Source organism: Variovorax sp. AC103 (assembly GCF_979254005.1).
Map to the genome: position 1 here is coordinate 45,992 of NZ_CEEDFC010000006.1, position 11,328 is coordinate 57,319.

Genomic DNA, 11,328 nt, shown 5'->3' on the forward strand with positions numbered 1-11,328 from the left:
CCAGCAAACAGGAGCCGGATGAAAGTCACCGCCAACGGGCTGCAGATCGAAGTCGACGACACCGGCGGCGAGGGGCGCCCCGTCATCCTGCTCATCATGGGGCTGGGCATGCAGCTGGTGGCCTGGCCCACGGGCTTCGTGCAGCAGCTGGTGGACGCGGGCTTTCGCGTGGTGCGCCACGACAACCGCGACATCGGCCTGAGCCAGGGCTTCGACCACGCCGGCACCGGCAACGTGGTGTGGCAGACCATCCGCCATCGCCTCGGCCTGAAGGTGCGCTCGGCCTACACGCTGCAGGACATGACGCTCGATTCGCTCGGCGTGCTCGACGCGCTGGGCATCGCCAGGGCCCACATCGTCGGCGCCTCGATGGGCGGCATGATCGCCCAGCGCCTGGCCGCCACCGCGCCGCAGCGCACGGCCAGCCTCGTGAGCATCATGAGTTCCAGCGGTGCGCGCGGCCTGCCCGGCCCGCGCCGCGAAGTGACGACGATGCTCATGCGCCGCCCGCTGGGCCGCAGCGAGCCCGAGCTGGTCGCGCACAGCATCAGGCTGCTGCGGCTCATCCAGAGCCCGGCCTATCCGCAGACCGACCAAGAGCTGGCCGAGCGCCTGACCTTCAGCATGCGCCGCGCCTACCACCCGGCCGGCCTGATGCGCCAGATGCTGGCCATCGGCGCGGACGCCGAGCGCCCGCAGGTGCTGCCTCGCATCCAGTCGCCCACGCTGGTGCTGCACGGCGACGCCGACGCGCTCGTGCCCATCGCCTGCGGCGAAGACACCGCAAGGCGCATTCCGGGCGCGCAGTTCGTCGCCGTTCCCGGCATGGGCCACGACCTGCCTCCCGAGGTGTGCACCATCCTCGCCAACCACATCGCCGCGTTCGCCCATGCGGCGGACGCCAAGGACAAAGCCCCATGAGCCACGACACCCCGCTTGACCCGCACAACCCGAACAACGGGAACACCCCCGAGCAATCGCAGCTCGGCCGCGCCTCGGCCTACGCCGACCGCTACGACCCCACGCTGCTGTTCCCCATCGCGCGCGCCACGCAGCGCGAGGCCATGGGCATCCAGTCCGGCGCCTTGCCCTTCTTCGGCGCCGACCTCTGGACCGCCTTCGAAGTGAGCTGGCTCAACCTGCGCGGCAAGCCGCAGCTGGCCATCGCGCACTTCACCATCCCGTGCGAGACGCCCAACATCATCGAAAGCAAGAGCTTCAAGCTCTACCTCAACAGCTTCAACAACAGCCAGTTCGCGAGCGTGGACGCGGTGCGCGAGCACCTGCGCACCGACCTGGCCGAGGCCGCGTGGCGCGGCAGCGACCGTTCGGGCGGCATCGGCGTGACGCTGCTGGCGCCCGACATGTTCGACCGCGAGCCGGTGCACGAACTCGACGGCCTGGACCTCGACCGCCTGGACATCGAGTGCACCCACTACCAGCCCGCGCCCGAGCTGCTCGCGAGCGACACCACGCAGGTGCACGTGAACGAAACCCTCACCAGCCGCCTGCTCAAGAGCAACTGCCTGGTCACCGGCCAGCCCGACTGGGGCAGCGTGCAGATCCGCTACAGCGGACCGCCCATCGACCAGGCCGGGCTGCTGGCGTACATCGTGAGCTTTCGCAACCACAACGAGTTCCATGAGCCCTGCGCCGAGCGCATGTTCACGGACATCTGGAAGCACTGCAAGCCGGTCAAGCTCGCGGTGTACGCGCGCTACACGCGGCGTGGCGGGCTGGACATCAACCCGTTCCGCACAAGCTGGCCGCAGGCGCTGCCGGCGAACATCCGCACCGCGCGGCAATAGGAAAAAAGCAGGCCGCCACCGAAGCCCCTCTTCGGAAACCCCAAACCCGCATCCGCCCTGCCTGTGGCATTCTGAAATTCAGCCGCGAAACCCGCGGCCGAACTTCCGGAGCAGAGACAAAAATGGTTGAAGACAAAGTTGTCGTCGTCACAGGCGCTGGCGGCGGCATCGGGCGCGACATCGCACTGGCCATGACGGCCCACGGCGCGAAGGTGGTGGTCAACGACATCGGCGCCGCGCTCGACGGCGAAGGCGGCAGTGCAGGCCCCGCGCAGCAGGTGGTCGACGAGATCCGCGCCGCAGGCGGCCAGGCCGTGCCCAGCACCGACAGCGTGGCCGACGCCATCAGCGCCGCGCGCATCGTCGAATGTGCCGTGCAGAGCTTCGGCCGCATCGACGTGGTGGTCAACAACGCGGGCATCCTGCGCGACCGTTTCTTCCACAAGATGTCGATGGACGAGTGGGATGCCGTGCTCAAGGTGCACCTGTACGGCGCCTATTACGTGAGCCGGGCGGCCGCCACGCATTTCAAGGAACAGAACGCGGGCGCGATGGTGCACATGACCTCGACCTCGGGCCTCATCGGCAACTTCGGCCAGGCCAACTATTCGGCGGCCAAGCTGGGCATCGTGGCGCTGTCGAAGTCGATCGCGCTGGACATGCTCAAGTTCAACGTGCGCTCCAACTGCATCGCACCGTTCGCGTGGAGCCGCATGATCGGCGCCATTCCCACGGACACCGAGGAGCAGCGCGTGCGCGTGGACAAGATCAAGCAGATGACGCCGGCCAAGGTGGCGCCGCTCGCAGTGTACCTGGCGAGCGATGCGGCGAGCGCGGTCAACGGGCAGATCTTCTCGGTGCGCAACAACGAGATCTCGCTCATCAGCCAGCCGCGCCCGGTGCGCTCCATTCATCGGTCCGAAGGGTGGACGCCGCAGAGCATTGCCGAGCACGCCATGCCCGCGATGCGCGCCGGCTTCTTCCCGCTGGACCGCTCGGCCGACGTGTTCAGCTGGGACCCGGTGTGAAGGCATCCGGGGACTAACCCGGTGACGCGCGCGGAGATGGCCGCGCGCCGCCGCGTTCGCCGGACAATGCACGTTCCCTTCCTTCCTCGTACCCGCACCCGGTGAACCTGCATTTCGACCTGTTCGACCTGAAACTGTTCGTCTACGTGGCGGACGCGCGCAGCCTCACGCGCGGCGCCGAGAAGGCCTGCATCTCGCTGGCCGCCGCCTCCACCCGCATCAAGCAGATGGAAGAAGCCGTGGGCGGCAAGCTGCTGCACCGCAGCGCCCAGGGCGTGAGCCTCACTGCCGCGGGGCAGGCGGTGCTGTACCACGCCAAGCGCGTGATGCAGCAGATGGAGCACCTGCGCTGCGACATGCAGGACTTCGGCAAGGGCATCAAGGGCCATGTGCGCGTGTTCGCCAACACCACCTCCATCACCGAGTACCTGCCGCAGAAACTCGCGGGCTTTCTCACACAGCACCCGGCCGTGCAGGTCGACCTGCGCGAATACCTGAGCGAGGAAATCGTGCGCGCCGTGGCCGACGGCGAGGCCGACATCGGCATCCTGGCCGGCGATGTGCACACCGGCGACTTCGACGCGCGCGCCTTCGGCAGCAACCAGCTGGTGCTGGTGGTGCCCACCACGCACCACCTGGCGGGTGCGAGCGCCGTGGCCTTCGCCGACACGCTCGACGAGCAGCACGTGGGCCTGCACCACGGCAGCGCCATCCACCGCTTCCTGCAGCGCCGCGCCGAGCTGGCGGGCCGGGGCTTCAACCCGCGCATCCAGGTCAGCAGCTTCGAGGCCATCTGCCTGATGATCGAGGCGGGCGTGGGCGTCGGCGTGCTGCCGGCATCTTCGGCGCAGCGGCTGTCGATGGCGATGCGCATCGCCACGGTGTCGCTCAGCGACCCCTGGGCCGAGCGCGAGCTGAAGCTGATCGCGCGCAACCGCGAGCAGCTGCCGGCTTCCGCGCGCGAGCTGTTCGACCACCTGGTCGCGCCCTGAAGGCGCGCCCGCCATGTCCACCGACCTGAAGTCGCTGCGCCTGTTCGTCACCGTGGCCGACCACGGCAGCATCAGCGAGGGCGCCAAGCGCTGCCACATCGCGCTGGCGGCTGCCAGCAAGCGCATCTCCGACCTCGAGGCCCGTGCGCGGCTGCCGCTGCTGGTGCGCCATGCGCGCGGCGTCACGCTCACCTCGGCGGGGCACGGCCTGCTGCTGCATGCGCGCGCCGTGCTCTCGGCCATGGACCGGCTGGGCGCCGAGTTCGACGATTTCCAGCACGGCGTGGCGGGCGTGGTCAGCATCACGGCCAATGCCTCGACCATCGCGCAGTTCCTGCCCGCGCAGATCGGCTCCTTCCTGCGCCTGCACCCGGTGCTGAAGATCGACCTGCAGGAGCGTGCCAGCACCGAGGTGGTGAAGGCCGTGCAGGCGGGCCTGGCCGACATCGGCGTGATCGAGGGCCACACCCAGGCCGACGGCCTCGAATGCCTGCCGTACCGCACCGACGAGCTGGCCGTGGTCATTGCGCGCGACCATCCGCTGGCCCGGCGCAAGCGCATCGGCGTGGAAGAAGTGCTGGGCTACGACCATATCGTGGTGCGCGAAGGCACCGCGCTGCACCGCGTGCTGCTGGCCGCCGCGCTGGAGGCCCAGGTGCCGCTCAAGGTGCGCATGCAGGTGGGCAGCTTCGACATGGTGTGCCGCATGGTGGAGCAGGGCATCGGCATCGGCGTGCTGCCCTATGCGGCCATCCTGCCGCAGCTGCAGATCCTGAAGCTGCGCTGCCTGAAGCTCGACGCGCCCTGGGCGCTGCGCCGCCACCTGCTGTGCGTGCGCAGGCAGCAGGAGCTGACCGTGGCCGCGCGCTCGGTGCTGGAGCACCTGGGCCGGCCCGACTGAGCGTGAGCCTTCGCGCCGCGCGAAGGCTCGAACTCGCCAAAAACGAATTGTTCTCCCGCGGCCCGCGCGCAAAGATGCGTGCAAACCGAAGGAGACCGCCTTGAAGATCGTTCGCGTCAGCGCCACGCCGCTGAACATTCCCGTCACCATCGACGTGCTCGGCCTGAACAAGCAGACCTCGCTGTCGCTGTGCCTGACCGAGATCGAGACCGACACCGGCCTCGTCGGCCACGGCATGACCGCGATCACCGAGGAAGAAATCATTGCCGCCGCGGTGCGCGAGGTGGCCGGCCCCGCGCTGATCGGCGAAGACCCGATGGCCACCGAGCGCCTCTGGGACAAGCTCTACTGGCTGCTCTCGCCGCGCGGCCAGACCGGCTATGCGAGCCACACCATCGCCGCGCTCGACATCGCCCTGTGGGACCTGAAGGCCAAGGCGCTCGGCCAGCCGCTGTGGCGCCTGCTGGGCGGCGCGCGCGCCAAGGTGCCGGTGTACGCCACCTTCGGTTTCGGCTTCTTCGAACGCGACCAGCTGGCCGCGGCCGCCAGGCTGTGGGTGTCGCAGGGCTTCCAGCGCCTGAAGATGACGGTGGGCAACCACGCGCTCGCGCGCCGCGACGAACCGCGCCCGCTCGACGAAGTCATTGCAGAAGACGTGCGCCGCGTGGCCGCCGTGCGCGAGGCCGTGGGCCCCGACGTGAAGCTCTACGTCGACGCCAACTGCGGACTCGACCTGTTCCACGCCACCGAACTCGCGCAGCGCATCGAGCCCTACGGCATCGCCTTCTTCGAGGAGCCGCTCACGCAGAACGACGTGCGCCAGATGGCCCAGTTGCGCGCGCGCACCCGCATTCCGCTGGCCTGCGGCCAGAACGAGGGCCTGGCCTACCGCTTTCGCGACCTGCTGGTGAACCAGGCGGCGGACGTGCTGCAGCCCAACGTGACCATCTCGGGCGGCTATTCGCAGTGCCTGAAGATCGCCGGCATGGCGCAGGCCTTCAACGTGCCCATCGACAACGGCGGCGCCTGGCCCTTCCACAACATGCACCTGCACGCGGGCGTGTCGAACGGCGGGCTGGTCGAGTACCACTACGTGGCGGTGCAGATGCTCAAGCAGATCTTCGACGGCCTGCCGGTGCCCGACCAGGGCTGGCTCACGCTGCCCGAGACGCCGGGCCTGGGCTTCACACCCAACGCAGAGCGCGTGCGCGAACTGGCGAAACTGCCGACCTCGCACGGCAAGGGCAAGGCCTGAGCCGGGCGGCGAGATTGTTCCCTGCTCGGCGAGATCGTTCACCGCTTTCCTTCACGACCAGGCCGCGCAGACGGCCGGCGACACCCGAACCCCACGGAGACAAGATGAAAGACAGACAAGCGATCCGGCCGCCGCGCCGGCAGGCCCTTCGCACAGCGACGGCACTGGCCTTGGCCACCACCGTCGCCCTGCTCGCCACGCCCATGGCCTGGGCCCAGAAGTACCCCGACAAGCCCATTCGCCTGGTGGTCGGCTATTCGGCCGGCGGCGGCGTCGATGCGGTGGCGCGCCTGCTGGGCGTGCGCCTGTCGGCCGCGCTGGGCCAGCAGGTGCTGGTGGAAAACCGCACCGGCGCCACCGGCCTCATTGCGGCCGAGGTCGTCGCCAAGGCGCCGCCCGACGGCTACACGCTGATGATGGGCGACAGCGCCTTGCTCATCGCCAAGCTGCTGCAGCCGAAGATCGGCATCGATCCGCTCACCAGCTTCAAGCCGGTGGCGGGCGCGTTCATCTCCCCGCTGATGATCGTCACGGGCAACGACTTTCCAGCGAAGACGCCGGACGAGCTGGTGAAGGAGATCAAGGCGCATCCGTCGCGCTACTCGTACGCGACCTCGGGCGTGGGCACGGTGCAGCACCTGGGTTTCGAGATGCTCAAGCAGGCCACCGGCAGCACGGTGGTGCACGTGCCGTACCGCGGCGCCGCGCAGATCGTGCCGGACGTGATCGGCGGGCAGATTCCCATCGGCGTGGTGAGCGCCACGGCCGGCATGGCGCAGGCCAAGGCGGGCAAGCTGCGCGCGCTCGCGTTGATGAACACGGCCCCGCTGGAAGGCGTGGAAGGCGTTGCGCCGCTGGCCGATGCGCTGCCCGGTTTCGACGTGGCGCCGCGCATCTTCGTGCTGGCGCCGGCCGGCACGCCGAACGATGTGGTCGACAGGCTCTCGGCCGCCGTGAAGTCGGTGCTCGAGGCGCCGGAGGCAGGCACCGCCGCGGCCACGCTGGGCACCTTGCGGGCCTACGCCACGCCGGCTCAGCTTGGGAAGGACATGGCGGCGGAGACCGTGCGATGGAAAAAGATCATCTCGGATCAGCACATCGTGGTTGAAGGGAACTGAAGGCTGCCGTTCGCGGTGACGCTCACGCCGGCGGGAGGACCCGATGGCCTGTGCACTCGCCCCGAACGACAGCACGCACAACACAAACCGGAGACATTGACATGGCAACCCCTCACCTGGGCCTGATCGTTCCTCCAGCAGCCGGCGCAGTGCCCGTGGACGGCCCGCTGCTCTACGGCAATCGCATCCGCTTCAGCGCGCTGGGCCTGGGCCTTGGAGAAATATCGACGCGCGGCTACCTCGACGTGATCGACACCGTGGTCGAGAAGGCCGTCGCGCTCAAGAACGAGGGCGTGAGCGCGGTTTCGCTCATGGGGACATCGCTGAGCTTCTTTCGCGGCGTGGCGTTCAACCGGCAGCTCGAACTCGAAATGGCGCGCGCCACCGGGCTGCCCTGCACCACCATGAGCAACGCCATCGTCCGCGCGCTGCGGCACTTGAACGTGCGGCGCGTGGCGGTCGCCACGGCGTACATCGACGAGGTCAACGTGCACCTGCGCAAGTACCTCGAACAGAGCGACTTCGAGCCGCTGGCGCTGGAAGGGCTTTCGATCTCCGATGTGCAGGCCGTCGGCCAGGTGCCCACGCAGGTGCTGGTCGACCTGTGCGTGAAGGTGTTCGAGGCGCAGCCCGGCGCCGAAGGCATCCTCATTTCGTGCGGCGGACTCGTCACCCTCGATGCGGTGCGCGAAGTCGAGGCGCAACTGCAAGTGCCCGTGGTGTCCAGTTCGCCCGCCGGCTTCTGGGATCTGGCGGGCACCGCGGGGCTCGATGCGCGGTCCCCCGGGCAGGGCCGGCTGTTCGCCTGGAGTCCGTTCAGGCCAGCCAGCGGCCTACGCGCGGCGTAGCTTCCAGCTGCCACACGCGCTCGCACAGCGCCTTCGCCTCGCCGGGCGTGGCGCCTTCGCCGTAGTGCGCAAGGCGCTGCATCTTGTCCTCGATCTCCGCGCGGCTCAGGCTGTTGCCCGGGTCGCCCTTGGGCTCGTCGACCCGGCCCTGCAGCGTGCGCCCGTCGGCGGTGTGCACGCTGACCTTGCCGATCCAGCGCGCGGGGTAGGCGTTGTCGACCTCGTCGTCGAGTTGCATCGCCACCTTGTCGCGGAAGGCCGAGACCTCGGGCGCGAGGAAGTCGCGGTCGAACTCGCCCAGGCCCGCGCGGCCGTGCACCGCGATCAGGCCCAGCACCGTGCCCATCGAGAACTTGCCCTGGTGCACCGTCGTCGGCACCGTCACGCGGCCCAGCACGTCGATGGCGCCCTGGTGCACGTGCGTGGTCACGCGCGACACGTCGGCGGGCTGCAGCGCGTGCTGCGTCATCACCTGCAGCAGCGCGTCGGCGGCGGGGTGCGTGTGGCGGCAGGAGGCGTGGTACTTGAACGAGGTTTCGGCCAGCGTCCAGCGCGTGCCGAGCCCGTCGGTGAGCTTCGCGGGGTCTGCATCGCTCGACATGCCCACGCCCAGGCCCTGCGCGCCTTCGAGGATCTTTGCCGCGCCGGTGAAGCCGTCCTGCGCCAGGTAGGCCGACATCAGGCCGCTGGTTGCCGCATGCGCGCAGTGCAGCTGCTTGGAATCCGCCGCGTCGCGCAGGAACTCCCACACGCCGGCCGACTGCGTGCCGGCCGAACCGAAGGCGTGCAGCATCTGCTGTGGCGTGAGATCGAGCAGGCGACCCACTGCAGCGGCGGCCGCGAGCGTGCCCGCCGTCGCCGTCGTGTGAAAGGTCTTGTAATGCGAGCGGCCTAGGAATTCACCCACGCGAATGCCGACCTCGTAGCCCGCGACCACCGCCGTCAGCAATTGCGCGCCGCTCGCGCCAATGCTCTGCGCCACCGCGAGCGCGGGCGCTATGACGACTGCGGCGGGGTGGAACACCGAGCCGTTGTGCACGTCGTCCTGCTCCACGAAGTGCGACGCCGCGGCATTGACCATCGCCGCGAACAGCGGTGAGCTGGTGCGGCGCGAGGTCAGTATTTCGCTGGGGCCCTCGGCCGGGCGCATCAGCTGCGCGAAGCGCTCGATGCTGCGGATGGGCCGCGCCGTGCGGGCCGCGAGCACCGAGCCCAGCCAGTCGAGCATCAGGTCTTCGGTGCGGCGCAGCACGGGCGCGGGAATGTCGGCGAACTGCAGTTCGGCCGCGAAGGTGGCGAGCACCTTGCTCGGATGATCGACAGGGTTCATGGCAATGGCGTCCTTCAGAACGACCGGGGCAGGCCGAGCATGTGCTCTGCCACGTAGCTCAGGATCAGGTTGGTCGAGATCGGCGCCACCTGGTACAGCCGCGTCTCGCGGAACTTGCGCTCGATGTCGTATTCGCACGCAAAGCCGAAGCCGCCGTGGAACTGCAGGCAGGCATTGGCCGCCTCCCAGCTCGCCTTGGCCGCCAGGTACTTCGCCATGTTGGCCTGCGCGCCGCAGGGCTGGTGCGCGTCGAACAGGCGGCACGCCTCGTAGCGCATCAGGTTGGCCGCCTCGATCTCGATGAACGCCTCGGCAATCGGAAACTGCACGCCCTGGTTCTGGCCGATGGGCCGGCCGAACACCACGCGCTCCTTGGTGTAGGCCGTCACGCGGTCGATGAACCAGTAGCCGTCGCCGATGCACTCGGCCGCAATCAGCGTGCGCTCGGCGTTCAGCCCGTCGAGGATGTACTTGAAGCCCTGGCCTTCCTCGCCGATGAGGTTCTCCGCCGGAATTTCCAGGTTCTCGAAGAACAGCTCGTTGGTCTCGTGGTTCACCATGTTCAGGATGGGCCGCACGGTCATGCCATGGCCGATGGCCTCGCGCAGGTCGACGATGAAGATCGACATGCCTTCGGACTTCTTCTTCACGTCGGCCAGCGGCGTGGTGCGCGCCAGCAGGATCATCAGGTCCGAATGCTGGATGCGCGAGATCCACACCTTCTGCCCGTTGATGACGTAGCGGTCGCCCTTCTTCACCGCCGTGGTCTTGATCCTGGTGGTGTCGGTGCCGGTGGTGGGCTCGGTCACGCCCATCGACTGCAGGCGCAGCTCGCCGCTCGCGATGCGCGGCAGGTAGTCGCGCTTCTGCGCCTCGCTGCCGTGGCGCAGCAGCGTGCCCATGTTGTACATCTGGCCGTGGCAGGCGCCGGAGTTGCCGCCGCAGCGGTTGATCTCTTCCATGATGACCGAGGCCTCGGTCAGGCCCAGGCCCGAGCCACCGTATTCCTGCGGGATCAGCGCGGCCATCCAGCCGGCCTTGGTCAGCGCGTCGACGAACTCGGCGGGGTAGCCGCGCGCCTCGTCGATCTTGCGGAAGTAGGCGTCGGGAAACTGCGCGCACAGGTCGCGCACGGCGTCGCGGATGTCGGGGTAGTTCTTGTCGTTGGCGTTGTTCATCGGTCGTTGCTCGTCAGTCGTGGCTTGTCAGTCGGGGCGTGCGCCGCCGGCTTCCTTCTCCACGCGTTGCCAGATCTCGATGGCCATCGGGTCGTCGATCTCCTCGAGGATGTGGCCCACCAGGCCGATGGCGCGCGCCATCACGCCGAAGCCGCGAATGATCTTCCACGGAAAGCCGAACTCCGCCGCAATCGCGCCGATGGCACCGGTCGCGTTGATCGGCAGCGATTTGCCCGACACGCGCTCGGCCTCTTCCTGCACCGCCTGCAGCAGCGCGACGTAGTGGCTGGAGAGGCCGTTCTCCGCCGCAATCTGGAACAGCCGCGGCGTGCGCGGGTCGATCGGCTTGTGCAGCGGATGGCCCAGGCCCGGCACGATCTGCTTGCGCGCGCGGTGGTCGGCCACGATGTCCCGCGCCATGTCGGCCAGCGGGCGCGTGGGCTTCTCGCCGAAGGGAATCGCCTCGTAGAGCATCCGGGCCGCGCCTTCGGTGCTGCCGACGAACACCGTGCCCAGGCCGCACAGGCCGGCTGCCACCGCGGCCTGCAGCGCCTCGGGGGCGCCCGCATAGGTGAGCCGCGCGGCCAGTGCGCTGGGTGTGATGCCGTGCTCCACCAGCGTGACGACGATGGCGTTGAAGGTCACCGACTCCTGCGGCGTCGGGATGCGCCCGGTCAGCTCCAGGAAGGCCATGTCGCCCAGGTTCAGGTGGCCGAGGATCTCGGAGGGCAGGTCGCGCCCGCGCACGGTGATCTTGTCCGGCGTGCTGTGGCCCAGCTCGGTGTGCAGGGATTTCTTGATTTTCGTCATGGCAACGAATCTAGTCCTCCAGCGCGCGAGGAGGTTCTCTGATTGCGAAACCCTCCCTTC

11 protein-coding genes are annotated in these 11,328 nt (G+C 68.8%); 8 read left to right on the forward strand and 3 right to left on the reverse strand.

Going from position 1 to position 11,328, the window contains the following annotated elements; all coding sequences use genetic code 11:
* The first annotated feature begins 18 nt into the window (after positions 1-18).
* The 8 genes from AC0IYU_RS10690 to AC0IYU_RS10725 all read left to right on the forward strand — a co-directional run bounded on the left by AC0IYU_RS10690 (position 19) and on the right by AC0IYU_RS10725 (position 7,950).
* Positions 19-921: an alpha/beta fold hydrolase gene (locus tag AC0IYU_RS10690; protein WP_472116259.1), complete on the forward strand. Its 903-nt coding sequence runs from the start codon at positions 19-21 to the stop codon at positions 919-921.
* Positions 918-1,808, forward strand: a complete 891-nt coding sequence (queF, locus tag AC0IYU_RS10695; RefSeq protein ID WP_472116262.1) for an NADPH-dependent 7-cyano-7-deazaguanine reductase QueF — start codon at positions 918-920, stop codon at positions 1,806-1,808. Before AC0IYU_RS10690 ends, queF begins: the two co-directional genes overlap by 4 nt.
* Positions 1,809-1,930: 122 nt before the next feature.
* Entirely contained in the window at positions 1,931-2,836 is a 906-nt protein-coding gene (locus tag AC0IYU_RS10700) for an SDR family NAD(P)-dependent oxidoreductase (protein WP_472116264.1), read from the forward strand.
* 101 nt (positions 2,837-2,937) lie between these two features.
* Positions 2,938-3,828: a LysR family transcriptional regulator gene (locus tag AC0IYU_RS10705; RefSeq protein WP_435435140.1), complete on the forward strand. Its 891-nt coding sequence runs from the start codon at positions 2,938-2,940 to the stop codon at positions 3,826-3,828.
* A gap of 13 nt (positions 3,829-3,841) precedes the next feature.
* Positions 3,842-4,729, forward strand: a complete 888-nt coding sequence (locus AC0IYU_RS10710; RefSeq protein WP_472116267.1) for a LysR family transcriptional regulator — start codon at positions 3,842-3,844, stop codon at positions 4,727-4,729.
* Positions 4,730-4,829: 100 nt separating this feature from the next.
* Positions 4,830-5,984: a mandelate racemase/muconate lactonizing enzyme family protein gene (locus AC0IYU_RS10715; protein ID WP_472116270.1), complete on the forward strand. Its 1,155-nt coding sequence runs from the start codon at positions 4,830-4,832 to the stop codon at positions 5,982-5,984.
* Between the two features lie 104 nt (positions 5,985-6,088).
* Positions 6,089-7,102, forward strand: coding sequence for a Bug family tripartite tricarboxylate transporter substrate binding protein (locus AC0IYU_RS10720; RefSeq protein ID WP_472116273.1), 1,014 nt, complete (start codon positions 6,089-6,091; stop codon positions 7,100-7,102).
* A 101-nt stretch (positions 7,103-7,203) separates the two neighbouring features.
* Positions 7,204-7,950, forward strand: coding sequence for an arylmalonate decarboxylase (locus AC0IYU_RS10725; RefSeq protein ID WP_472116276.1), 747 nt, complete (start codon positions 7,204-7,206; stop codon positions 7,948-7,950).
* Here AC0IYU_RS10725 and AC0IYU_RS10730 read toward each other — a convergent pair.
* From AC0IYU_RS10730 to AC0IYU_RS10740, 3 genes are read right to left on the reverse strand one after another with little or no spacing between them, the layout of a single operon-like run.
* Positions 7,919-9,280 (reverse strand): MmgE/PrpD family protein, encoded by a 1,362-nt coding sequence (locus AC0IYU_RS10730; RefSeq protein ID WP_472116279.1) that lies wholly within the window; start codon positions 9,278-9,280, stop codon positions 7,919-7,921. The genes AC0IYU_RS10725 and AC0IYU_RS10730 overlap by 32 nt on opposite strands.
* A gap of 14 nt (positions 9,281-9,294) precedes the next feature.
* The gene (locus AC0IYU_RS10735; protein WP_472116282.1) at positions 9,295-10,458 is read right to left on the reverse strand and encodes an acyl-CoA dehydrogenase family protein; all 1,164 of its coding nucleotides are present in this window, start codon (positions 10,456-10,458) and stop codon (positions 9,295-9,297) included.
* A gap of 27 nt (positions 10,459-10,485) precedes the next feature.
* Positions 10,486-11,268, reverse strand: coding sequence for a citryl-CoA lyase (locus AC0IYU_RS10740; protein ID WP_472116285.1), 783 nt, complete (start codon positions 11,266-11,268; stop codon positions 10,486-10,488).
* Positions 11,269-11,328 lie beyond the last annotated feature (60 nt).

Excerpts from the sequence above, each read along its gene's own strand:
- AC0IYU_RS10735 (WP_472116282.1), bottom strand. The coding sequence starts at position 10,458 with ATGAACAACGCCAACGACAAGAACTACCCCGACATCCGCGACGCCGTG.
- AC0IYU_RS10720 (WP_472116273.1), top strand. The coding sequence starts at position 6,089 with ATGAAAGACAGACAAGCGATCCGGCCGCCGCGCCGGCAGGCCCTTCGC.
- AC0IYU_RS10730 (WP_472116279.1), bottom strand. The coding sequence starts at position 9,280 with ATGAACCCTGTCGATCATCCGAGCAAGGTGCTCGCCACCTTCGCGGCC.
- queF (WP_472116262.1), top strand. The coding sequence starts at position 918 with ATGAGCCACGACACCCCGCTTGACCCGCACAACCCGAACAACGGGAAC.
- AC0IYU_RS10740 (WP_472116285.1), bottom strand. The coding sequence starts at position 11,268 with ATGACGAAAATCAAGAAATCCCTGCACACCGAGCTGGGCCACAGCACG.
- AC0IYU_RS10690 (WP_472116259.1), top strand. The coding sequence starts at position 19 with ATGAAAGTCACCGCCAACGGGCTGCAGATCGAAGTCGACGACACCGGC.
- AC0IYU_RS10710 (WP_472116267.1), top strand. The coding sequence starts at position 3,842 with ATGTCCACCGACCTGAAGTCGCTGCGCCTGTTCGTCACCGTGGCCGAC.
- AC0IYU_RS10700 (WP_472116264.1), top strand. The coding sequence starts at position 1,931 with ATGGTTGAAGACAAAGTTGTCGTCGTCACAGGCGCTGGCGGCGGCATC.
- AC0IYU_RS10725 (WP_472116276.1), top strand. The coding sequence starts at position 7,204 with ATGGCAACCCCTCACCTGGGCCTGATCGTTCCTCCAGCAGCCGGCGCA.